Origin of the sequence: Yinghuangia sp. ASG 101, from assembly GCF_021165735.1 — a bacterium.
In the GTDB taxonomy this organism is placed as follows: Bacteria; Actinomycetota; Actinomycetes; order Streptomycetales; family Streptomycetaceae; genus Yinghuangia.
Genome location: NZ_CP088911.1, coordinates 4,682,764 through 4,706,066, shown reverse-complemented (window position 1 = coordinate 4,706,066; position 23,303 = coordinate 4,682,764). Strand labels below are relative to the sequence as shown.

Here is a 23,303-nt window from a genome sequence, read left to right as displayed (position 1 = left end):
TTCCCCGCGGAGACCGTCATGACCGAAAACCCGAACCCCTTGGACCAGTCCGGCCGGGTCGTTCTCGTGACCGGCGGCGGCCGAGGCATCGGACGCGGCATCAGCGAGCGCTTCCTCGCGGCCGGCGCCGATGTGGTCGTCTGCCAGCGCAACGCACCCGAGTCGCTGCCCACCGCGGCCGGGCGCACCGCGGTCCACCACCCCGCCGACGTCCGCGACCCCGACACGGCGTTCGCCACCGTGGCGTTCGTCGAGGAGAAATTCGGCCGGCTCGACACCCTCGTCAACAACGCCGGCGGCGCCCCCGCGATCGACGCCGCGACCGCGTCCCCGCGTTTCTCCAGGGCGATCATCGAACTCAACCTGCTCGGCCCGCTGTATTTCGCGCAGGCCGCACACCGCCTGATGGCGGCTCAGGAGACCGGCGGCTCGATCGTCAACATCAGCAGCGTGAGCGGCGTACGCCCCTCCCCCGGCGCCGCGGCGTACGGCGCGGCGAAAGCCGGAATGAACTCGCTGACGAAGACGCTCGCCGTCGAATGGGCGCCCCGGATCCGTACGAACTCGCTGATCGTCGGCATGGTCCGCACCGAACAGGCACACCTGCACTACGGCGACGAGGACGGCATCTCGGCGGTTGGCAAGACCATTCCGCTCGGCCGAATGGCTGATCCTCACGATGTCGCCGACGTATGCCTTTTCCTCGCGTCGCCGATGTCCCGCTACGTGAGCGGAGCGGAAATCCTCGTCCACGGCGGCGGAGAATTGCCCGCCTACCTCCGCGCCGCGAACAGCGACCCCCATCACGCGCCCGTAAACTGACGCCATGACAGGACAAGTTCGCACCGTCGACGGCCGCGTCGCCGGGCGACGCGGCCAGGCCACCCGGCAGAAACTGCTGGAGTGCCTGCGCGAGATGCTCGACACGTCGCCATACCGGGACGTCAAGGTCATCGACGTCGCCCGGATGGCAGGCACCTCGCCGGCCACCTTCTACCAGTACTTCCAGGACGTCGAGAGCGCGATCCTGGAGATCGCCAACGACATGGCCAAAGACGGCCAGCGCCTCAAGACGCTGACCGAGAACCAGGCGTGGGCCGGCAAGGGCGGCTACGCCGCGGCCGAGGCCCTGGTCGACGGCTTCCTGGAGTTCTGGCAGGAGTACGAGCCGATCCTCCGGGTCGTCGACCTGGCCGCGGCCGAGGGCGACAAACGGTTCTACAAGGTCCGGCAGTCCATCCTCACCGCCGTGACACACGGTCTCACCGAGGCCATCGAGGACGTCCACGCCAAGCACCGGACGGGCGACGAGGTCGTGCCGAACGCCATGGCGGGCACCCTCGTGGCGATGCTCGCGGCCGTCTCGGGCCACCAGAAGGGCTTCGAGACCTGGAAGATCAAGATGCGTGACGTGCGGCCCGCGCTCGCCACCCTGGTCTACATGGGCATCACCGGCAAGAAGCCCCCGCGCTGACGACGCCGCCCCGGTCGGCCTCCCACCCGGGGAGCGCGCTCCGGCCGGGGCACGCGCCCCCACCGCGGCACTCCGGCGAACCACCCGCGGACGCATCCGGAACGGATACGTCCGCTTTCGGCGTGCCCGCACGTCACGAGACGACCGCCCGTGCCGTGGCGAGGAGTTCGGCGCACGTGCCGGGGAACGCCGGCACCAGGTTGAGGGCGACGACCCAGCCGTCGGGCGTCCGGCCCAGGCCGGAGGTCGCCGCCGCGAGCGCGCGGTGGGCGTCGGCCACGCGCTCGGGATCGTCACAGCGCTCGAGGATCTCCAGCGCGCGCACGGCGGGAGCCCCGCGCCGGAGGATCGTGGCGGCGGAGAGCCGCCCGGACGCGTGGGCGTCCAGCAGCCAGGGGTTCGGGGTTTCCTCCAGGTCCGCCAGGCCGCGCATCATCCGCTGACGAACGTGCGCGCTCACGAAGGTCTCGCCGTCCCGTGCGCGCCGACGGCGTCGCGGGGCCGGGGGCGGTTCGGGCCGCAGTTCTTCGGGACAGCCGACCTGACGCGCCAGCGCCGCGAGAGCCGGATGCCGCAGCGTCTCCTTACGACCGAGGATGTACGCCCAGTCGAGCGAGGCGCGCGGTGCCCGCAGCAGCGCGACGGCGTCATCGACCGACCAGCACGCGTTGATCCGGTCCACGACAACGGGGGTCCGGCCCTCGTGCTCCAGCGCGCCGACCAGCAGGTCGGGATCGGTGGGATGCGCGTACGCGCGGTGCACAGGGTCGTCCTCGGCGCGCCGCGTGCGCGGTTTCCGCCCGGACATGGCCTCCAGCACCGCCTCGGGACCCGAGGCACGCAACAGGCCGAGGCACGCCTCCAGCACCACGGTATCGCCGGGTATTCGGCCGGGGCCTCTCGTCAACTCCAGTACCCGGGCGGGAATTTCCGGGTCGTCCATGGCTCCGACGACGGACAGCAGGTGCCGGGTGTCCGGCCGCGACATGCCCGGGTTTCTCAGCAGCAAATGCCACGCGGAAACAGGGTCCAGCACCCGTACCAGAACCTCCCGAGGGGCCGACGCGTTCGTCCTCAACCTCCGCGCGACCCTGTCCTCGCCCCGCTCGGCCAAGTCCATCAACACGTCGGCCCCCACCGACGCGTTGCCGGCGATCGCGGCACGCTCGACGTCGCCTCCGCGCGCGACCGCATACGCCGCCAGCCCGGGACCAGGCAACGGCTCCGAGGACAGCAGCGATGCGGCCACCTGCGGATCCAGGCGCAGCGCCACAGGGCCGTGGAGGTCTTCGGGGGCAGCGTGGAGCAGCAGGGCGTAGGGGTTCAGAGGCCGTCCTTCCGACGAACCACAACAACCGCATCTCAAACTACTCCGTTTGAGGGAAACAAATGTTTCGTGGGCCTCTGGCGCCCCCGACATGCGCCATCCTCGGCGTCGGAAGATGCCCCGGCGTACTCTGAAAGGAGTGACATGACCCTGGTTGTGGAGGAGGCGGCTGTGGTGGCGGATGCCGGCATCGAGCGCCCCGATCAGCGAGAGCTCTTCGAGAACACCGATCCCCCTGAGGGTCAACGGGTGGAGCTGATCGGAGGGCTGATCGTCATGTCACCAACGCCCGTGGGGGCTCACTCCGGATTGCTGGAGGATTTGTACGAATCGTTTATCCGCGAGAACAGGCCGGAGAAGACGCGCGTTTCATTCTCGCCCGTAACGATCCAGTTGCCCACCGCACCGAACAAGGACTGCTACGTTCCGGATCTCTGCGTGCTCGACAAAGCGGCTGTCGACACCCACACCGACTGGAAGTTCGGGCCCGATGTGGTCCACCTCGTGGTGGAGGTGGTGTCGGAGAACAGCCAGAAGAACGATCGCGAAGTGAAGCCTCTCGGTTACGCATCAGGACACATTCCGCTCTACCTGCTGATCGATCCCCTGCGTTCGGAAGTCACGTTGTTCGCCGATCCGGTCAATTGTCGGTACCGGTCCCAGACGAGGGTCGGGTATGGCACCAAGATCAGCTTTCCTCCCCCGTGGAACGCCGACCTTGATACCTCGATTTTCATCTGGTGACCCCTCAGATCCCCGCCGACGCCGCGATGCGCTCGCGTTGTGCGGTGCGGGGGCCGAACAGCAGCGCGGAGGTTGTCGCGCGCTTGAGGTGCAAATGGGCGTCGTGTTCCCAGGTGAATCCGATACCGCCGTGGAGTTGGATCGTCTCTTCGGCGATCCACCGGTAGGTGTCCGTCGCGGTGGTCATCGCCAGCGGGGCCATGACGCGCAGCTCCTCGGCGCCCGGTCCTGACGACTCGGCTGCGGCGGCCGTCCGCAGCGTGTGGTGCAGCGCCGATCTCGCGGTCTCCAATTGCACGTACATATCCGCGCAGCGGTGTTTGACGGCTTGGAACGAGCCTATTTGCCGGCCGAATTGCCTGCGGAGTTTGACGTAATCGACGGTCATGTCCAGGCAGCGGGCCGCGCCCCCGACGCATTCGGCGGCGACGGCGATCTCGGTGAATTCGCGGATGCGGTCCAGGAGCGCCGCGGCGCCGGGCGTGCCGACGAGTCGGGCCGGGGTCGCGGTGAAGGCGAGCCGCGCTTGGCGCCGGGTCGGGTCCAGGACCGGGAGTTGACGGCGAGTCAGGCCGGTGGCGTCGGCGTCGACCGCGAACAGGGCCGGTGCGCCGCCGAGTCGCGCGGCGACCAGGATGACGTCGGCACGGGCACCGTCGATCACGTGGTCGGCCGTCCCGGTGAGGCGGTGGCCGCCGTCGGATGAGGGGACGGCGGTGACCTCGCCGGTGGGCCCGGCCAGGGCGGCCCTCAGGGTTCCCGCCGCGATGCCCGGCACGTGGCGCTCACACGCCTCCGCATCCCCGCTGCGCAGCAGGGCCGTCGCGGCCCGGACGCACGTCGCGAGGAACGGCGACGGATACAGCGCGCGGCCCATCTCCTCGCAGGCGATGGCCACTTCGGTGAAGCCGAGGCCGACGCCGCCGTAGCGCTCGGGGATGCCGAGGCCGGGCAGCCCGGTCTGGTCGCACAGGCGGCGCCACACCCGCGTGTCGTAGCCGTCGGCGCTCTCCGCCGCCGCGCGGACGGCGGCCGAGTCGCCGTGCTTGTCGAGCGCGTCGCGCAGTGCCTTGCGGATCTCTTCCTGTTCCTCGCCGAACCCGACGTCCATGCCGCTGACTCCCTGGTGTGGCGGGCCTGCCTCTTGCCCGTGAGCCGTCCACGCGTCAGTATCTGACACACCGTCATATCACGGGGAACCGCCTGCACCACAGCCGAAGGACGCCCGATGACCGTTGTCGCCGCAGTGCTGCGGGAGGCCGCACGGCGTTTTCCCGAGCGCCGGGCGCTGGTCCGGGGCGGCACGGCGTTCACGTACGCGCACCTGGACGTGCTCACCGACCAGGTCGCCGCCGGGCTGGCGAAACGCGGCGTACGGGAGGGGGACGCGGCGGCGCTCGTGCTGCCGTCCGGGCCGGAGTACGTGGTGGCGTACCTCGCGCTCGCCCGGCTCGGCGCGGTCACCACGGGGGTCAGCCCGCGGTACACCGAGCGCGAGCGGGCCCGGGTGCTCCACCAGGCGGCACCCGAACTCGTCATCGCCACCGGGGAGTTGGCCGACCGGCTGCCCTCGGGGCCGGAACTGCTGCGCTGCATACCGGCGGAGCGGTCCGGGGACGTGTGGGGTGATCTGCGGCTCGACGCGGTCCCGCCGGCGCCCGGGCGCTCCGGGACCGGCGAACCCGACGCCGAACCCGACGCCCCCGAAACGGTCGTCTTCACGTCGGGGACCACGGGCACGCCGAAGGGCGCGCTGTTCACGTCGCGGCAGATCGCCGCGATCACCGCGATGGACACCGCCGGGCTCTGGGGCGGGGGCGGGCCGCAACTCGTGGCCACCGGGCTCACGCACGTCGGGTTCATGACGAAGCTCGCCGGGTACCTCCGGCTGGGTGCGACCCTGCACCTGCTGGAGCGCTGGCGGGCGCAGGACGCGCTGCGGATCATCGCGCGGGAGCGGATCGCGTACATCGGCGGTGTGGCGGCGCAGGTGTCGCTGCTGCTGCGCCGCCCGGAGTTCGACGCGTACGACTTCTCGTCCGTGCGCGGGCTGATCGTGGGGGCGGGGCCGTCGCCGGCGCCGCTGGTGCGGGAGGCCCGGGAGCGCTTCGGGGCGGGCTACTCGATCCGGTACTCGCTGACCGAGTCGGGCGGGCTCGGCACCCTGACGGCGTTCGACGCGCCGGACGAGGAGGCGCTGCACACGGTCGGGCGGCCCCGGCCCGGCACCGAGCTGGAGATCCGCGATCCGGAGACCGGGCGGGTGTCGGGGGCGGGCGAGGTGGGGCAGGTCTGCCTGCGCTCCCCGGCGGTGATGGCCGGCTACTGGCGGAATCCGGAGGAGACCGCGCGGGCGCTGGACGGCGACGGCTGGCTGCGGACCGGCGACCTGGGCGCGGTCGACGAGGCGGGGTGCCTGCGGATCACCGGCCGGATCTCGGACGCGTACATCCGGGGCGGGTACAACGTCTTCCCCTTGGAGGTGGAGTCCGTGCTGCTCGCCCACCCGGCGGTCGCGGCCGTCGCGGTGACCCCGCGGCCGAGCGACGTGATGGGCGAGGTCGGGGTGGCGGTCGTGGTGCCGCACGCGGGCGAACCGGCGCCCACGCTGGAGGAGTTGCGCGCGTTCGCGGCGCCGAGGCTGGCGGCGTACAAGCTGCCGGAGGCACTGCGGGTGGTGGACGGGCTGCCGCTGACCGGGATGGACAAGGTCGACCGCGCGGCGCTCGCGGAGCGTGAGCGGCGCGGGGGCCGTCGCGATCGGCCTCGCTGAGCAAGCTGTTTGGTGCGTGTCGCGTTCGGACAACAAAAACCGACGACTGTGGGAAAGTGTCGTTGACCGGGGGCTCCCCGGAAAAACCTTGACCAAGTCACCAGAAATCCCCATGATCGGACACATAGTGCGAGCAAGGGGCGAAGAGACAACAAAAAGTCCTGACGTCCCGTCGGCAGCTTGCCGCCTGACCGTCAGGTCACGTGATTCATCTGATGGATCGTCAAGACGAGGGACGGGCCAGATGCTTCGTGACAGCAGGGAAACGCACGCTCCGGGATACGCCCGTACCGGTTCCGTGAGCACCGATCCGAGCAGGGAACCGAGCAGGGAACCGAGCAGGGAGAAGTTCGCCGACCAGCGCCTCCCGGTCGACGTCACCGGACGGCCGCTGCGGCTGCGGCCCGCCGAACTCGACCGGTTCTTCCGGCCGCGCACGGTCGCCGTGATCGGCGCGTCGGACACCGAGGGTCGGCCCGGTGCCCACGTCACCGCGCAACTGCGGTCCTGGGCCGACCGCGTCGGGGCGCGGTTGTTCCCGGTCAACCCCAAGCACGCCGAGATCGGCGGGCTGCCGTGCCACCCCGACATCGCGTCGGTGCCGGGCGACGTCGACCTCGCGGTGGTGCTGGTCGGCGACCCGCAGGAGGTGATGCCGGATCTCGCCGCCGCCGGTGTCGCGTTCGCGGTCGTCTTCGCCGACGGCTTCGCCGAATCGGGCCCGGACGGCGCCGAGGCACAACGCCGCCTCGCCGAACTCGCCGCGGCCGGGCCGATGCGGCTGCTCGGCCCCAACACCAACCTCAACGCCTTCGAGGAGTTCCGGGACGACCTCGAAGGCCGGTCGATCGCCCTCATCACGCAGAGCGGGCACCAGGGCCGCCCGGTGTTCGCGGCGCAGGACATCGGCATCCGCGTCTCGCACTGGGCGCCCGTGGGCAACGAGGCCGACCTCGAAACCGCCGACTTCATCCGCTACTTCGCCGATCAGCCGGACGTCGGGGTGATCGCGGCGTACGTCGAGGGCTTCAAGGACGGCCGCACCTTCGCCCTCGCGGCCGACCACGCGGCCCAGCAGCGCAAGCCGATCGTGCTGGTCAAAGTCGGCCGCACCGAATCCGGCGCCCGGATGGCCGCGTCGCACACCGGCAAGCTGACCGGCGAGGACCGCGTCGCGTCCGCGGTGTTCCGGCAGTTCGGTGTCACGCGCGTCGACGGCCTCGACGAACTCATCGACACGTCCCAGATGTTCGCGCGCACGACGCGGCCGAGGGCGGACGGCGTGTGCGTGTACTCCATATCCGGGGGAACGGGCGCGCACATGGCCGACCTGGCCGCCGCCCGCGGCCTCGTCCTGCCCGAACTCACCGCGGGCACCCAGGAGTCGCTGCGGTCGTGGATCCCCGGGCCGCTGGCCGTCGCGAACCCCGTCGACAACGGCGGCCACCCGGCGGGCGACGAGCGCGGGCGGAAGATCATCGACGCGATCCTCGCCGACCCGAACGTCGGCGTGCTGGTCTGTCCGATCACCGGGGCGTTCCCGCCGATGAGCGACAAGCTCGCGCGGGACCTGGTCGACGCCGCGGAGACGACCGACAAGGTCGTGTGCGTGGTCTGGGGCTCGCCGGCGGGCGACGAGTCGGCGTACCGCGATATTCTGCTCAAATCCAACCGGATAGTCGTGTTCCGGACGTTCGGCAACTGCGTCACGGCGCTGCGGGCCTACTTCGACTACCACCGCTTCCGCGACAACTACACGCCGCCGTTCGACGACGTCGCGCGGACGCACTCCCCGGCCGCCGCGAAGGCCCGGCGGCTGCTGACCACCGGGAAGCCCCTGTCCGAGCACTCCGCGAAGCAACTGCTGCGCACATACGGCATCCGCGTCCCGCGCGAGCAGCTGGTCACCTCGGCCGCCGCGTCGGTGCGGGCGGCCGGGCTCATCGGGTACCCGGTGGTCATGAAGGCCTGCGCACCGCAGCTGCCGCACAAGAGCGACCTCGGGCTGGTCCGGCCGGGGCTCCGGTCGGCGAGCCAAGTGCGGGACGCGTACCGGGAGATCGTCGAGGCGGCCCGCGAGCACGGCGCCGGGCGGCTGGAAGGCGTGCTGGTGTGCCAGCAGGTCGAGAAGGGCGTCGAGATGGTGGTCGGGATCTCGCACGACAAGCTGTTCGGACCGACCGTGACGGTCGGTCTGGGCGGCATGCTGGTCGAGGTGTTCGACGATGTCGCGGTCGGGGTACCGCCGTTCGGGCCGTACGAGGTGCGCCGCATGCTCGGCGGGCTGCGCGGCCTCAAGTGCCTGCACGGCATGCGCGGGCGCCCGCCCGCCGACCTGGACGCGCTGGTCGACGTGGTGATGCGCGTGCAGCGCATGGCCTTCGAACTCGGCGACGACCTCGCCGAGTTGGACATCAACCCGCTGATGGTCATGCCGCGCGGCGGAGGCACGGTGGCCCTGGACGCGTTGGCCATCGCCCGATGACATCAGCCGCCGATCATCGGCCGCCGCGGCGCCGATCGCCCGACCGGACGGCGACCGCCGCGGGGCCGTCCGCCGCCCCGAGAGGAGCGGCTGCGCACACGCGTGGGCGGAGCCCCGGAACGCGTGGACCCCGCGCCGGACCTGCGAGCGGCTGCGCACACGCGTGGGCGGAGCGGGCGCATCGGCGAGGGGCGCCCCTCCACCCACGCGGCGCCGCGAGAGGCGCGGTGCCCGCATGAGCGGGCCGAGCGAACGAACCGGCCCGAGAGGCGCGCTTGGCGCACACGGTGCCGGGAGGAGGCGGGTGCCCGCATGAGCGAGCGCGTCAACGACAGGGGTGCGTTCCACGCGTCCCGTACCGAGCGAAGCGAGGTGGGCGCATGAGCGTCCCTCCCGAACCGGCCGCGGCCGAGCCGGAGTTGCTGCACCGTGTGGAGAACGGCGTGCTGTGGGTCACGCTCAACCGGCCCCGCGCGAGCAACGCGATCACCTGGGACCAACGCGACACGATCATCACGCTGCTCGGCGGCGCGTCGGCGAACGAGGCCGTCCGCGCGGTCGTGGTCGGCGCGGCCGGGACAAGGCACTTCTGCACCGGCATGGACCTGCGCGGTTCACCCGGGACGGCGCCCGCGCTCGCGACGCCGCCCGAGGACGGCACGCCCGCGCCGCCCGAGCGCCCGACGGGCCATACCGCGCGAATGATCAGGAACGGCGTGCTACGGCTGACCGCGGCGGTGCTGGACTGCGAGAAGCCGGTGATCGCGGCGGTCAACGGCACCACGGCCGGCTACGGGATGAGTCTCGCGCTGGCGTGTGACCTGGTGATCGCCGCGGACACCGCCCGCTTCATCCAGATCTTCGCGCGGCGCGGGATCATCCCGGACGGCGGCAGCACGTACCTGCTGCCGCGCCTGGTCGGGCCGCAGAAGGCCAAGGAGCTGATGTTCCTCGGGGACGACCTGCCGGCCGCCGAGGCACTGCGCATCGGGGTCGTCAACAGGGTCGTGCCGCCGGACGAGCTGGACGCCACCGTCCGGGAGTGGGCGGAGCGCCTGGCCACCGGCCCGACCCGGGCGCTCGCGTATACGAAACGCCTGGTCAACCGGTCGCTCGATACGGACCGCGCGACGGCGTTCGACGCCGAGGCGGACCTCGTCGAACTCACGATGACCACCCGGGACGCCCACGAGGGGGTGGCGGGCCTGATCGAACGGCGGAAGCCGGAATACCACGGCTGGTGAGCGGGGCCGGGGCCGGGTCGGCGCGCGCCCGAGGCTCCTCCGAGGCGTTCACGAGGCGCTTTGGGGATGCTTCAGGGGCGCTTTGGAGGCACGTTTTCTCATGTGACCCGGACCCCATTTCAATTGATTGACACAATCATATTTCTTGTCCTAGCTTGCTGGAAACCGCCTGCCCCGACCCTGCGAGGACCCCATGGCCAAGCTCGGCGCCCCCACCGTCGACCCTGCCACGTTCCGGCATGTGCTCGGCCACTTCTGCAGCGGCGTCACGATCGTCACCGCACTCGACGGCGGGACGCCGGTCGGCTTCGCGTGCCAGTCCTTCGCGTCGCTGTCGCTCGAACCGCCGCTCGTGACGTTCTTCGTCGCCAGGACGTCAACCACGTGGCCGCGCATCCGCCCCGGTGCGAGATTCTGCGTCAACGTGCTCGCCGACGACCAGGAGGACCTGTGCCGGGCCTTCGCCGTCAGCGGCGCCGACAAGTTCGCCGGAGTCGCTCACACCCCGGCCCCCGGGACGGGCTCCCCCCTGCTGGACGGCGTGCTCGCGTACGTCGACTGCACGCTGGAGCGGGTCGTGGACGGCGGCGACCACGAGATCGTGATCGGCCGGGTCGCGGCGTTGGACGCGCCGCGCGACGACGCGGGGCCGCTGCTGTTCTACAAGGGCCGCTTCGGGCACCCCGCGCGCAACGCCTGAGACCCCGGCCGCTAGGCTCCCGTTCATCTCGTAGGCCCCGGACGCGCTCGACGCTCCGGGGCCTATGCGCGTTGTCCCACGCGCGACCGCGCGAACGGGTGATGTCCCACCCGCGAACCGCTGTTACGTTGCTGAGGACGTCCGGGCCCGTTGCACGGGGACGCCCGGTTTCAGCCACGTGAGGACGCGATATGCGCAAGCGCACTCCGAGCGCCGTGGTCGGCGCCATCTGTCTCTCGTTCGCGGTCGCCGGCTGCGGCACGGACGACGGCTCGGGCGGTTCCGACACCGCGGCGGCCTCGGAACCGCAGAGCGCGGCCGTCAAGGCCCTGGCCGCCGAGCTCGGCGACACACGGACGAAGGTGGGCGAGACGACGTCCGTGCACATGCGGATCTCGCAGGAAGTCGACGGCACCCACACGTTCTCCATCGACGCCTCGTCCCGCTCGGTCCCCGACAACGTGGCCCGCATGAGCATGACGTTCGATCCCGAGCTGCTGTCGCAGCTCAAGGGCACGCGCGTGACCGAGCCCACGGTCGTCGAGTCGATCGTGACGCCCGACGTGATGTACATGAACCTCGGCCCGGAGGCCACCGCGAAGAACGGCAAGCCGTGGGTCGAGCTGAACGCCGCGGAGATGCGGAACCTCGACGTGACCGGCCAGGTTGCGCAGTACCAGAAGATGGCCGAGCAGGGCTCCGACGGCCAGCAGGACCCGGGCGCGCAACTCGCGCTGCTGGAGAAGTCCGGCGACATCCGCAAGGTCGGCGAGGAGAAGGTCGGCGGGGTCGCGACGACGCACTACGCCGGGACCGTCGACGTCAAGCTTCTCCAGGCCAACAACGCCGAGAGCATGGGCCTGGAGGCCAAGGACTACAAGCAGTTGAACGACATGTTCGACAAACTCGGCGTCGACGAGGCGGAAATCGACCTGTGGATCGACGCCGACCGGCTTCCCGTGCGGCAGATCACCACGATCGAGGTGACGGCCCAGGGCCAGACCGCCGACGTCGAGACGACGGTCGACTTCGTGGAGTGGAACGTCCCCGTCGACGTCACCCCTCCGCCCGCGAACGACACCGTCTCCATGACGGAGCTGGTGGCGCAGGGCAAGGCATAGCCCCGCCGCCCCGCCGCCCCGCCGCCGGTCGGCGCACACACACGACGGGCCGGGGGTGGGCTCCGCGGGGGCGGCCCGCCGGGCCGCCGCGCTCGGGGAGAGCCCGCCCCGCACGACCGGCGGGCTCCCCGCGCGCATCGGCGGCGGGCCGCCGCGGGCGGTTCGGGGCGGGGCGGGGCTCAGAAAACGAACACCCCGCGGGCGACCTTGCCCGCCTCGGCGTCCTCCACCGCGGCGTGGAAGTCGTCGAGCGCGTAGGTGCGCGTGACCAGTTCGTCGAGCTTGAGCGCACCGGTGCCGTACAGGCCGGCGTAGCGGGCGATGTCGTACTGCGGGCGGGAGGACCCGTACCGGCAGCCCATGATGGTCTTGTCGAGGAACAGCGACGCGATGGGGAACGACGCCTCCGCGGTGGCGGGGGCGACGCCGAGGATGACGGCCTGGCCGGCCCGGCCGAGCATGGCGATCGCGTCGCGGACGACGTCCGGCCGTCCGACGCACTCGAACGCGTGGTCCACGCCACCCGGCACGATGCCCTGGACCGCCTTGACGGTGCTCTCGACGGCGCTCGCGGCCACGAAGTCGGTCGCGCCGAACTCACGGGCGATGCCTTCCTTGTCCGGGTTGGCATCCACCGCGACGATCGTGACGGCCCCCGCGATCCGGGCGGCCTGGAGGACGTTGAGCCCGATGCCGCCGGTGCCGATGACCGCGACGGTGTCGCCCGGCTGCACCTTCGCCCGGTTGAGGACCGCACCGACGCCGGTGAGCACGCCGCAGCCCATGATCGCGGCGGAGGCCATCGGGATCGACGCGGGAATCCTGACGGCCTGGACGGCCTTGACGACGATCCGCTCGGCGAAAACCGACAACCCGGCGAAGCTGTACGCGGGTTCGCCGCCGCGCGTGAACGGCGTGCCGAGCTGCCCGAAGCTCTTGGCGCACATGGTCGGGCGCCCGCGGTCGCACTCCCGGCAGGTGCCGCACGCGGCCAGCGTCGACAGCGCCACGCGGTCGCCGGGCCGCACGTGGGTGACCAGCTCGCCGACCGCCTCGACCGTGCCCGCGCCCTCGTGGCCCAGGACGACGGGCGGCGGGAACGGGATCGTCCCGTTGATGACGCTGATGTCGCTGTGGCACAGCCCCGCCGCGCCGATCCGCACCGCGACCTCGCCGGGTCCGGGGTCGCGGACCTCCAGGTCGTCGACCACAGCCGCCGCCTTGCCGTCGAACAGAACGCCCTTCACCGGCTTCTCCTTTGGGGAGTGGCTCGAACACCGTCGCACGGAGGGGCCCCGGCGACGGTCCGGCAGTACGGTGCACAAACTAGCGCCGACCTGACGAACAGTCATGTCATTGTGACAGTCGTCTCTGCATGCGTTTTCGCTCCGCGCGCGGCGGATGCCCCGGCATGCCTCGACACAGGAAAGCGCGGGCACGCAAACGCTTTTCGGCTGTTAGTTGACCGGGGCCACTAATCCTCTAATCATTTTCACAAGCCGCGGTTTTCGGCAGGAACTCGCCCGCGTATACGGCGATATCGGTGGAGACGTCATGGCAGGGCGTCCCCGCCGTGGGGCAGGCCGCACGCGGGGGCGCGACGCGTTCACGGGGAACGCGTCACGGGAAAGCGCGGGCGCGGTGGACCGGCATGGGGCAGTTCCACCGCGCCCGCGCCCCCGGCAGGCCCGTCACGCGTGCCGGTTGCTCACCGACACCACCTCGCCCGTCATGTACGACGAGTAGTCGGACGCGAGGAACACCATGACGTTGGCGACCTCCCACGGCTCGGCCGCGCGCCCGAACGCCTCCGCGCTGCCGAGCTCCGAGATCAGCTCGTCCGACGACGTCCTCGCGAGGAACGCGTGCATCGCGATGCTGGGCGCGACGGCGTTGACGCGCACCCCGAACTCCGCCGCCTCGAGCGCCGAACAGCGCGTGAGGGCCATGACGCCGGCCTTCGCGGCGGCGTAGTGCGCCTGGCCCTTCTGCGCCCGCCAGCCCAGCACCGACGCGTTGTTGACGATGACGCCCCGGCCGCGCGCCCGCATGTGGCGCAGCGCCGCGCGCGTCATGCGGAACGTGCCGTTGAGGGTCACGTCGAGCACCAGGTGCCACTGGTCGTCGGTCATGTCGACCACGTCCGCCTGCCCGCCGAGCCCCGCGTTGTTGATCACGACGTCGATACCGCCGAGTTCGGCCGCCGCGGTGTCGACGAGCCGTTGTACGTCGGCCTCCGCGGTGACGTCGCACGGCACCGCGAGCGGGCGGGCGCCGGCGATCGCGGCGAGGTCGTCGGCGGCCTGGCCGAGACGGCGCTCGTGTTTGTCGCTGATCGCCACGACCGCCCCCTCCTCCAGCGCCTTCCGGGCCGCGGCGAACCCGATGCCGGTGCCCGCGGCGGCCGTGATCAGGACGGTCTTGCCGGCCAACAGGCCGTGCCCGCCCACATATTCGGGTGGCTTGCTCACGTCGCGTCTCCTCGGGGTTCGCGGGGCAGGCCGAGAACGCGCTCGGCGATGATGTTGCGCTGGACCTCGTTCGACCCGCCGTAGATCGTGTCCGCCTTCGTGAACAGGAACAGCCGTTGTGCGGCCGTGAGTTCGTACGGCTCCGCGGCGGCGAGCGTGGACGCCGCGCCACCCACGTCCATCGCGAGGATGCCGAGCCGCTGGTGCCACGTCGCCCACAGCAGCTTCGCCACCGACGGCGCCCCCGGATCGGCCGAGCCGAGCGTGCGAAGGGCGTTGCAGCGCAGCAGTTTCAGGTCGATCCAGGACTGGAGCAGGCGGTCGCGCAGGATCGGGTCGCGGATCGCCCCGTTCTCCCTCGCGGTGTCGACGACCGTGCGCAACTCCTGGGCGAAGCCGATCTGCTGGGCGAGGGTGGACACGCCGCGCTCGAACGCCAGCAGGCCCATCGCCACGCGCCAGCCCTCGCCGGGCCGGCCGACGACGTGCTCGGCCTTCGCGCGGGCCCGGTCGAAGAAGACCTCGTTGAACTCGCTGGTCCCGGTGAGCTGCACGATCGGACGCACCTCGACCCCGGGTTGGTCCATCGGCACCAGCAGGAAGGAAATCCCGTGGTGCCGACGGGAGTCCGGGTCGGTGCGCGCCAACACGAAGATCCAGTCGGCTTCGTGGGCCAGCGACGTCCAGACCTTCTGCCCGGTGATGAGCCAGTCGCCGGTCTCCTCGTCGCGGACGGCCCTCGTGCGCAGGGCCGCGAGGTCGGATCCGGCGCCGGGCTCGGAGTAGCCCTGGCACCACAGTTCCTCGCCGCGCGCGATGGGCGGGAGGAAACGTGCCTTCTGCGCCTCGGTGCCGAAGGCGAGCAGGGTCGGGGCGAGCAGGTTCTCGCCCATGTGGTTGACGCGGCCGGGGGCCTGGGCGCGCGCGTACTCCTCGCCGAAGACGACCTGGCGCACGAGGGTCGCCTCGCGTCCGCCGTACGCGGCGGGCCAGTCGAGGCCGATCCAGCGGCCTTCGCCGAGGCGGCGCTCCCACGCCCGCCGAATCCCGACGTTCTCGTGCTCGCCGCCGGGGCCGCCGGTACCGACGGCCTCGGCGAACTCGCCCGCGAGGTTGTCGTGCAGCCAGGCGCGGACCTCCGCCCGGAACTCCTCGTCCTCGGCGCTGTAGCGGACGTCCACGGCGGTCACCTTCCGGTCGGCGTGTCGTTGCGGCTGGGCGGGGAGGGGGTGCCGGGACCTCAGCCGGCGGCCTCCGCGGCCTTCTTCCGGGCGGCGGCTGCCGCGTACTCCTTGAGCTGGGCGAGCACGGGCATCGGGTCCTGGCCGAGCGCGGTGGGCAGCGTCGCGGCGATCGACTCGGCGGTCCAGCCCTGGTCGCGGAACATCGCCTTGATCTCGTGCGGCTGGTCCCACAGCGCGATCTTGGGGCCGGCCGCGGTGTAGACCTGCCCGGTGATGTCCTTGGCGTGGTCGGAGAGCAGGTAGACGACCAGCTCGGCGACGTCCTCCGGGTCGCCGATCTCCTTGAGGTCCATCGGCACGTTCGCCGACATGCGGGTCCGTGCGACGGGGGCGACGCAGTTGGCGTTGACGCCGTACTTGTTCAGGCCGAGGGCGGCGGACCGGATGAACGAGACGATGCCGCCCTTGGCCGCGGAGTAGTTGGCCTGGGCGACCGAGCCGAGTGCGTACACGCCCGAGGTGAAGCCGACGATCGAGCCGGAGCCCTGCGCCCGCATCACCGCGGAAGCGGCCCGAACCACGGTGAAGGTGCCTTTGAGGTGGGTCGCGACGACACTGTCGAACTCGTCCTCGGACATGTTGAACAGCATGCGTTCGCGCAGGTTCCCGGCGACCGTCACGACGCCGTCGATGCGGCCCCAGGTCTCGACGCCCGCTCCGACGATGCGGGCGCCGCCCTCCATCGAGACCACCGAATCGGCCACCGCGACGGCCTCGCCGCCGGCCGCCGCGATCTCCTTGACGACCGCGTCGGCGACCTCACTGGTCGGTTCCGAGCCGTCCATGGCCACGCCGTAGTCGTTCACGACGACCTTCGCGCCGTGCGCGGCACACGCCAGCGCCACCGCGCGGCCGATGCCCCGGCCCGCGCCGGTCACCGCGACAACCTTGCCGGTCAGGAAGTCACCCATGTCTCTCCCTCTCGCCTGGAACGCCGCCGACTCCAACCGCACGGTCGACCGGTGCCACGACGGCTCGCGATGCCCCCGGTACCGCGAAAACCGCGCCCGCCGACCGTATCTGACGGTACGTTAGTTTCTCGGGGCGCAGACCACACCCCCCGAATTCGCCGCTCGGCCGGTCCCTCCAGGAGGTCCGCGATGCCCATGCCCGCCGAGTTCCACGAACTGGCCGCGCGCGTCAACAACTGGGGGCGCTGGGGCGACGGCGACCAGCTCGGCACGATGAACCTGATCACCGACGAGGTCGTACGGGCCGCCGCGGCGTGTGTCCGGACGGGGAAGCGCTTCTCGCTGGCCGTGGAACTGCGCGAGGACGGCATCCAGAACGGCGTGATCCCGGGCCGCGACAATCCCCGGCGCACCACGTTCCTGGTCAACCACGAGGTGTTCGGCCCCGGCACCGTCGCGACCAGCGACGACGCGGTCGTGATGGGCCTCCAGGCCGGGACGCACTGGGACGGCCTGACGCACGCGAGCTACGACGACCGGCTCTACAACGGCTTCTCCGCCCGGAAGTCGGTGACCGCCGAGGCGGGCGCGGTGGAGCTGGGGATCCAGAACGTCAAAACGCTCGTCACGCGCGGCGTCCTGCTCGACGTCGCGCGTGCCAAGGGCGTCGACATCCTCGCGCCGGAGTACGCGGTGACGCCCGAGGACCTGGACGCCGCCGAGGAGTTCGGCGGGGTGCGGGTGCGGGCCGGGGACGTCGTGCTGGTCCGTACCGGGCAGATCGCCAAGTACCTGGCGGGCGACCGGGACGGCTACTTCTACGGCCCCGGTCTGTCGGTCCGCTGCCCCGCGTGGTTCCACGCCCGCGACGTCGCCGCGGTCGCCAACGACACCGTGGTCTTCGAGGTCTTCCCGCCGGAGATCGAGGACTGCTTCATGGCCGTCCACGCGCTGCACCTGGTCGAGATGGGCATGCTCCAGGGCCAGAACTGGAATCTGGAGGAGCTGTCCGAGGACTGCGCCGCGGACGGGGTGTACGCGTTCCTGCTCGACGCGTCGCCGCAGCCGTTCGCCGGCGGGGTGGGCACCCCGGTGAACCCGGTCGCGATCAAGTAGCCGCCCGCGTGCGCGGCGCGAAGCCGGATGACGGCGTTCCGGTCGGACCCGCACCCGACCGAATCGCCGCCACCCGGCGTGGGTGCCGCTCGCGGCACCGACGGCCTCACGTCGTCAAGGAGACCCCGGATCCTCCGAGCGTCCGGGGCGCCTCGTCGTCCCCTCGCGAGCGACCGCCACACCCAGGGTGATCACCGTTTCACCCCTGGTCAACACCTGTTTCACGGCGATCTCGCGGCAAGCCCGCGCGCATGCTTCTGTATTTGGCCGACAGCCGGTGCTACGTTGACCTGACAGACCGTCAGGTTTCCGTGGCAGGCCGGCGTGTTCGTGCACCTCCCGCCGGTCTCCGCACGCGCGCCCGGGAGGTGCCGTGGACTTCGAACTAACCCCAGAACAACGCTCGTTCGCCGACAGCGTGGAACGTTTCCTGGAGGCGAACCAGGACCCCGACGTGTTCGACGTGACCCGGGAGAACATGGCCCAGGTCGTCGACACCCCGGCCCGCCGCGCGTTCATGCGCCGGCTCGGCGAGCAGGGCTGGCTCGGCATCACCTGGCCCGAGGAATGGGGCGGGCAGGACGGCGACGGCATCCTCGAATACATCCTCAACGAGGCACTCGCCGGGCGGGGCGGACCGCAGATCGGCAAGGGCGTCGGCATCATCGGCAAGACCATCCTCGCGGTCGGCAGCGAACGGCTCAAAGCCGAGTTCCTGCCCAAGATCCTGCGCAACGAGGTGGAGTTCGCGGTCGGCTACTCCGAACCCGAGGCCGGCTCGGACGCCGCGTCGATGAGACTGCGCGCCACGCGCGACGACGCCCAGGGCGGCTGGATCCTCAACGGGCAGAAGACGTGGACCACTTCGGCCCACTTCGCGGAGTGGTACTGGGTCGGGGCCCGCACCGCCCCGCCCAAGCACCACGGCATCACGCTGTTCCTCGTCCCGCTCGACCACCCGCGGATCACCGTGCGCGGGATCTGGACGATGGGCGACGAGCGCACGAACGACGTGTTCTTCGACGACGTGTTCGTCCCCGACGACTACGTGGTCGGGGAGGTCGACAAGGGCTTCCAGTACATCTCGCAGGCGCTCGACCTGGAGCGCTTCACGATGTTCGCGTTCGCCCCCATCGCGCAACGGCTCGACCTGCTGACCACGTACGTCCGCACCGCCACGCGCGACGACGAGCCGCTGTCCGAGGACCCCGTCGTACGCCGCACGATGGCCACACTCGCCACCGAGGCCGAGGTCGCCCGGCTGCTCGGGCTGCGCGTCGTCGCGGCGGCCGACAAGGGCGGGGCACCGCCGACCACCGAGGCGTCCGAGTACAAGCTGTTCGCCACCGAGTTGTCCAAGCGCCTCGCGGACGCGTCCATGGACCTCGGCGGGCCCGGCGCGCAGCTGCGGGTCGGCACCGAGGATGCCCCGATGGCGGGCCGGGCGGAGTCGACGTACCGCTACACCGTGCTCGACACGATCGGCGGCGGGACCTCGGAAGTGCAGCGCAACATCATCGCGCGCCGCAAACTCGGCCTCCCGAAGAACTTCTGACGGCAGGTCACATGAGTGGCGAGCTGCTGCACGGCATCACCGTCCTGGATCTGGCGAGCGTGGGCCCCGCCGCCCGCGCGTCGCGCTGGCTCGCCGACTACGGAGCGGACGTGGTGAAAATCGGCCCCGTCCCCGCCCGGAGCGGCGTGCAGATCACCCCGCCCTTCTTCTCCTACAGCGCGCACCGGCGCATGAAGCGCGTGCTGCTCGACATCAAGGCACCGGCCGGGCGCGACGTGTTCCTCTCCCTGGCCGCGCGCGCCGACGTGGTCATCGAGAGCTTCCGGCCCGGCGTCGTCGACCGGCTCGGCATCGGCCACCCGGCCGTGTCCGCGACCAACCCGGGCATCGTCTACTGCTCGACCTCGGGCTTCGGCCAGTCCGGCCCCCGGTCGCAGCAGGCGGGGCACGACCTGAACTACCTTGCCACCGGTGGTTTTCTGCACCTGACCGGCAGGGACGCGCACGGTCGGCCGCCCGTCCCCGGCGCGACCGTCGCGGACAGCGCGGGCGGCGGCATGCACGCGGTCATCGCCATCCTCGCCGCGCTGCGCCACCGCGACCGGCCGGGCGGCGACGGCCTCGGCCGCCATCTCGACGTCGCGGTGGCGGACGGCGTCCTCGCGCTCATGGCCTTGTCCGTCGACGAACACCTCGCGACCGGCGACGACGTCGAAGTCGGCGCCAACGTGCTCCTCGGCCGGTACGCGTGCTACGACACCTACCAGGCCGGTGACGGCAAGTGGCTCGCGGTCGCGGCGATCGAACCGCGCTTCTGGGCGAACCTGTGCGGCCTGCTCGGGCTCGACACATGGGCGCGGCACCAGGTCGACGACGCGGTCCAGGACGAGATCCGCCGCGACCTGGCCGACGTCTTCCGCACTCGCGACCGCGATACGTGGGTCGCCGAACTCGCCCCGGCGGACACCTGCGTCTCCGCCGTGCTGTCCATCCCCGAGGTCGTCGCCGACGAACAGTTCGCGTCCCGGGGCGCGTTCGCCACCGCCGAGCACCCGGCGCACGGCACGTTCCGCCAGGTCGGCCCGGTCCTCGCGGGCATGGCCCCGGCTCCGGGTGCGTACGGCGTACGCCCGGCCGACACCACCGACACCGACGAACTCCTGGCCGCCGCCGGGCTGTCCCCCGACCGGATCGGGGCACTACGCGAAGAAGGAGTGGTTGCGTGACTTCCCCTTCCCCTTCCCCTTCCCCTTCCCCGGCCCTGCCCGACGACGTCGCCGCCCTCATCGGCGTCACCCAGTACGAGAAGACCGCCGACTTCCCGGTCGAACAGGGCTACGTGTGGACGTCGTGCGCGTCCGTCTCCAACGGCAACCCGCTGTACTGGGACCCGGACGTCGCCGCCGCGGTCACCGGCGGGCCGATCTCCCCGCCGAGCCTGTTGTCGGCGTACGCCCGCCCGCACTACTGGGCGCCCGGCGCGGAAGGCGAACAGCTGTCGCTGCAGGTGCACTTCGACCTCAAGGCGCGGTTCGGGCTGCCCGAGGCGATCATGACCGACAACACCAACGTCTTCCACGAACCGGTACGCGTCGGCGACTTCATCACGTCACGCCAGATCCTGCGTTCGGTCGGCCCGGAGAAGCGCACGAAGCTCGGCGTCGGACGCTTCTGGGTGATCGACGTCGAATACCACAACCAGCGCGGCGCGTTGGTCGGGACGGAGTCGTACACCGGCTACGGCTACCGCCGGGAGGCGAACTCATGACCACCGTGGCCCCCCTGACGCTCGATCAGATCAAGATCGGCGACGAACTCCCGCCCCTCTCCCACGCCGTCACCGCGACCACCGTCATCCTCGGCGCCATCGCGGCCCGCGACTGGCGGCCCATGCACCACGACCACCACTTCGCGGTCGAACGCCAGGGCGTGCGCGACATCTTCCTCAACACCCCCAACCAGGCCGCGTGGTTCGAGCGCTACCTCACCGACTGGACCGGCCCGACCGGGCGCATCGGCCGCGTCGTGTTCCGCATGAACTCCCCGGTCTTCCCAGGCGACACGATGGTCTACACCGCCACGGTCACCGGCCTCACGACCGACGCCGTCGGCTGCGGCTGGGTCACCCTCGACGTCGCGCTCACCGTCGACGGCACCGCCAGGACCACCTGCGAGGCACGTGTCGCCGTACCGACCTCCCCCGACGACAACCCCTGGGCCCGGCGCGGCGAGCGCTGGGTACCGTGACGCGGAAGGACCCTCCATGGACCTGGAGTTCAGCGACGAGCAGGAAGTCCTCCGCACGACCGTGCGCGGGCTCGCGGCCCGGCACGCCGACCTGGCCGTCGTCCGCGCGATGGAGGAGGACCCGGTCGGCTACCCCGCCGACTTCTGGGGCAAGCTCGGCGACAGCGGCCTCACCGGCCTGACCATCCCCGAGAAGTGGGGCGGGTCGCAGATGTCGATGCTCGACGCGACGGTCGTCTACGCCGAGTTCGGCCGCGCCCTGTCCCCGTCTCCCCACTTCGTCAGCTCGGTCCTGTGCGGCGGTGTGCTGACCGCGGCCGGCACCGACGACCAACGCCAACGATGGCTCACATCCGTCGCCTCCGGTGCGTCCGTCCTCACCACCGCGTGGCTCGAACCCGACCGGGGCCACGGCCCCCGGGGCATCGCCCTCAGCGCCCGCCCCGACGGCGACGCGTGGCTCCTGACCGGCACCAAACGCCATGTGCCGTACGCCAATTCGGCGGAGCGCGTCCTCGTGCTCGCCCGTACCGGCCCCGCCCCCACGGACATCACGCTCTTCCTCGTCGACCCCGCCTCCCCCGGCGTCACGCTCTCCCCCCAGCGCACCATCGCCTCCGACACCCAGCACCGCGTCGACTTCGACGCGGTGCGCGTGGGGGCCGAAGCCGTCGTCGGCGGCGTCGGCGGCGGCTGGCCGATCTGGTCCGCCGCCCTCGGCGACGGCCTCATCCTGCTCGCCGCCCAAGCCGTCGGCGGCGCCCGGCGCGTCCTGGAGATCACCGTCGACTACGCCAAGACCCGCCACCAGTTCGACAAGCCCCTGGGCGCCTTCCAGGCCATCGCCCACGATCTCTCCGACGCCGTCACCGCCGTGGACGGCGCCGAAACGCTCGTCTGGGAGGCGGCCTGGGCCCGCGACACCGGCCGCGACACCGCGAGCCTGGCCCCCATGGCCAAACTCTTCGCGTGCAGGACCTTCCGCGAAGTCAGCGACCTGTCCGTGCACATCCACGGCGGCATGGGCTTCACCGTCGAATGCGACGCGCAGCTCTTCTTCCGCCGCGCCAAATCGCTCCAGCTCAACTGGGGCGACGACCGGCACCTGGAGGAAGCGGTCGCCGCGCGGCTCCTGGACGCCTGATCCTCCACGTCCGCCTCCCGCGCCGCCGCACGCCCGCGGTGTCCGCAGGCTCCTCGCTCGCCTTTTCCCGCCCTCGGGAACATGCTGGATATGCGGGGGTGGGCCAGCTAGGAGGCCGGCGATGGATTACCCGCTTCTCAACGTCTTCTTCACGACAATGTGGGTCTTTCTGTGGATCCTCTGGTTCTTCCTCCTGTTCCGCGTCCTGAGCGACCTCTTCCGCGATGACGAGGTCAGCGGCTGGGGCAAGGCGGGCTGGTCGGTGTTCCTCGTCGTCCTGCCGTTCGTCGGCGTACTCGTCTACCTGATCGCCCGCGGTGAGGGCATGGGCAGGCGCGAGGCGGTCCGGGCGAAGGAGAGCGAGGACGCCTTCCGCAGTTATGTCCGCGACGCGGCGGGAGAAAAGACCTGGACGGCGAGCCCGGTCGACGAACTCCACCGCCTCGCCGAACTCAAGAACCACGGCGACATCACCGAGGACGAATACCGGCGCATGAAGGCCAAGGTCACCGCCTGACCGGCCGGACGGCCGGACGACGGCACAAGGTGGGGAGGAAGGGGGCCGTTGTCGGCCCCCTTCCTCCCCATCGTCGTGCGGGGGGCAGGGTGTGGGTGGTCCGTATCGGATGCCGTGGATTCCCGCGGCACCCGGCGGTTGGGGGCTTTCACGGGGATACCGGGGGCGATATCGCGCCTGATGCGGATGGTCGTCGTATCGGGTTCCGGTCCGGCCCGTGGCTCGTGTGTGCGGTTGTGGGGTCGTGGGGCTTGCGGGGCCGTCGCCCC

General features: G+C 71.3%; 21 protein-coding genes. 15 read left to right on the top strand and 6 right to left on the bottom strand.

The genetic code is table 11. The features are described 5' to 3' along the window. The first annotated feature begins 18 nt into the window (after window positions 1-18). On the top strand, window positions 19-822 hold the full coding sequence (locus LO772_RS20215; protein WP_231773431.1) for an SDR family oxidoreductase: 804 nt from the start codon (window positions 19-21) through the stop codon (window positions 820-822). Between the two features lie 4 nt (window positions 823-826). After that, window positions 827-1,474, top strand: coding sequence for a TetR/AcrR family transcriptional regulator (locus tag LO772_RS20210; RefSeq protein WP_231773430.1), 648 nt, complete (start codon window positions 827-829; stop codon window positions 1,472-1,474). Between the two features lie 133 nt (window positions 1,475-1,607). On the opposite strand, the gene LO772_RS20205 is transcribed toward LO772_RS20210, so the two are convergent. Next, window positions 1,608-2,723, bottom strand: a complete 1,116-nt coding sequence (locus LO772_RS20205; protein ID WP_231773429.1) for a hypothetical protein — start codon at window positions 2,721-2,723, stop codon at window positions 1,608-1,610. Between the two features lie 222 nt (window positions 2,724-2,945). On the opposite strand from LO772_RS20205, the gene LO772_RS20200 reads away from it, so the two are divergent. Continuing rightward, a complete protein-coding gene (locus LO772_RS20200; RefSeq protein WP_231773428.1) occupies window positions 2,946-3,545 on the top strand; it encodes a Uma2 family endonuclease in 600 nt (199 codons plus the stop codon). A 4-nt stretch (window positions 3,546-3,549) separates the two neighbouring features. On the opposite strand, the gene LO772_RS20195 is transcribed toward LO772_RS20200, so the two are convergent. Further along, window positions 3,550-4,656, bottom strand: a complete 1,107-nt coding sequence (locus LO772_RS20195; RefSeq protein ID WP_231773427.1) for an acyl-CoA dehydrogenase family protein — start codon at window positions 4,654-4,656, stop codon at window positions 3,550-3,552. Window positions 4,657-4,773: 117 nt separating this feature from the next. Here LO772_RS20195 and LO772_RS20190 point away from each other — a divergent pair, with 117 nt between their 5' ends. The 5 genes from LO772_RS20190 (at window position 4,774) to LO772_RS20170 (ending at window position 11,868) form a co-directional block, all read left to right on the top strand. Then, complete coding sequence (locus LO772_RS20190) at window positions 4,774-6,318, top strand: class I adenylate-forming enzyme family protein (protein WP_231773426.1); 1,545 nt, start codon at window positions 4,774-4,776, stop codon at window positions 6,316-6,318. A 244-nt stretch (window positions 6,319-6,562) separates the two neighbouring features. Then, window positions 6,563-8,803 carry an acetate--CoA ligase family protein gene (locus LO772_RS20185; protein ID WP_443089292.1) on the top strand — a complete coding sequence of 747 codons (2,241 nt, stop codon included), beginning with the start codon at window positions 6,563-6,565 and terminating at the stop codon, window positions 8,801-8,803. Window positions 8,804-9,183: 380 nt separating this feature from the next. Next, complete coding sequence (locus LO772_RS20180; protein ID WP_231773425.1) at window positions 9,184-10,047, top strand: enoyl-CoA hydratase/isomerase family protein; 864 nt, start codon at window positions 9,184-9,186, stop codon at window positions 10,045-10,047. Window positions 10,048-10,240: 193 nt separating this feature from the next. Next, the gene (locus LO772_RS20175; protein WP_231773424.1) at window positions 10,241-10,747 is read left to right on the top strand and encodes a flavin reductase family protein; all 507 of its coding nucleotides are present in this window, start codon (window positions 10,241-10,243) and stop codon (window positions 10,745-10,747) included. Between the two features lie 191 nt (window positions 10,748-10,938). Next, window positions 10,939-11,868, top strand: a complete 930-nt coding sequence (locus tag LO772_RS20170) for a hypothetical protein (RefSeq protein ID WP_231773423.1) — start codon at window positions 10,939-10,941, stop codon at window positions 11,866-11,868. Between the two features lie 179 nt (window positions 11,869-12,047). Here LO772_RS20170 and LO772_RS20165 read toward each other — a convergent pair whose 3' ends face one another. The 4 genes from LO772_RS20165 to LO772_RS20150 form a co-directional block, all read right to left on the bottom strand. Further along, entirely contained in the window at window positions 12,048-13,115 is a 1,068-nt protein-coding gene (locus tag LO772_RS20165; protein ID WP_231773422.1) for a Zn-dependent alcohol dehydrogenase, read from the bottom strand. A gap of 444 nt (window positions 13,116-13,559) precedes the next feature. Beyond that, window positions 13,560-14,339: an SDR family oxidoreductase gene (locus LO772_RS20160; RefSeq protein ID WP_231773421.1), complete on the bottom strand. Its 780-nt coding sequence runs from the start codon at window positions 14,337-14,339 to the stop codon at window positions 13,560-13,562. Beyond that, entirely contained in the window at window positions 14,336-15,520 is a 1,185-nt protein-coding gene (locus tag LO772_RS20155; RefSeq protein ID WP_231773420.1) for an acyl-CoA dehydrogenase family protein, read from the bottom strand. The genes LO772_RS20160 and LO772_RS20155 overlap by 4 nt, the downstream gene beginning before the upstream one ends. Before the next feature lie 59 nt (window positions 15,521-15,579). Continuing rightward, a complete protein-coding gene (locus LO772_RS20150) occupies window positions 15,580-16,494 on the bottom strand; it encodes an SDR family oxidoreductase (RefSeq protein ID WP_231773419.1) in 915 nt (304 codons plus the stop codon). Window positions 16,495-16,683: 189 nt separating this feature from the next. Here LO772_RS20150 and LO772_RS20145 point away from each other — a divergent pair, with 189 nt between their 5' ends. The 7 genes from LO772_RS20145 (at window position 16,684) to LO772_RS20110 (ending at window position 23,034) form a co-directional block, all read left to right on the top strand. After that, window positions 16,684-17,610, top strand: a complete 927-nt coding sequence (locus LO772_RS20145; RefSeq protein ID WP_231773418.1) for a cyclase family protein — start codon at window positions 16,684-16,686, stop codon at window positions 17,608-17,610. A 373-nt stretch (window positions 17,611-17,983) separates the two neighbouring features. Further along, window positions 17,984-19,165, top strand: coding sequence for an acyl-CoA dehydrogenase family protein (locus LO772_RS20140; RefSeq protein WP_231773417.1), 1,182 nt, complete (start codon window positions 17,984-17,986; stop codon window positions 19,163-19,165). Between the two features lie 11 nt (window positions 19,166-19,176). Continuing rightward, window positions 19,177-20,352, top strand: coding sequence for a CaiB/BaiF CoA transferase family protein (locus LO772_RS20135; RefSeq protein WP_231773416.1), 1,176 nt, complete (start codon window positions 19,177-19,179; stop codon window positions 20,350-20,352). Next, a complete protein-coding gene (locus LO772_RS20130) occupies window positions 20,349-20,894 on the top strand; it encodes an FAS1-like dehydratase domain-containing protein (protein WP_231773415.1) in 546 nt (181 codons plus the stop codon). Before LO772_RS20135 ends, LO772_RS20130 begins: the two co-directional genes overlap by 4 nt. Further along, window positions 20,891-21,373 carry a MaoC/PaaZ C-terminal domain-containing protein gene (locus LO772_RS20125; protein ID WP_231773414.1) on the top strand — a complete coding sequence of 161 codons (483 nt, stop codon included), beginning with the start codon at window positions 20,891-20,893 and terminating at the stop codon, window positions 21,371-21,373. The genes LO772_RS20130 and LO772_RS20125 overlap by 4 nt, the downstream gene beginning before the upstream one ends. 16 nt (window positions 21,374-21,389) lie before the next feature. Beyond that, on the top strand, window positions 21,390-22,517 hold the full coding sequence (locus LO772_RS35890) for an acyl-CoA dehydrogenase family protein (protein ID WP_269453062.1): 1,128 nt from the start codon (window positions 21,390-21,392) through the stop codon (window positions 22,515-22,517). A gap of 121 nt (window positions 22,518-22,638) precedes the next feature. Then, window positions 22,639-23,034, top strand: a complete 396-nt coding sequence (locus LO772_RS20110; RefSeq protein WP_231773413.1) for an SHOCT domain-containing protein — start codon at window positions 22,639-22,641, stop codon at window positions 23,032-23,034. The last annotated feature ends 269 nt before the right edge of the window (window positions 23,035-23,303 follow it).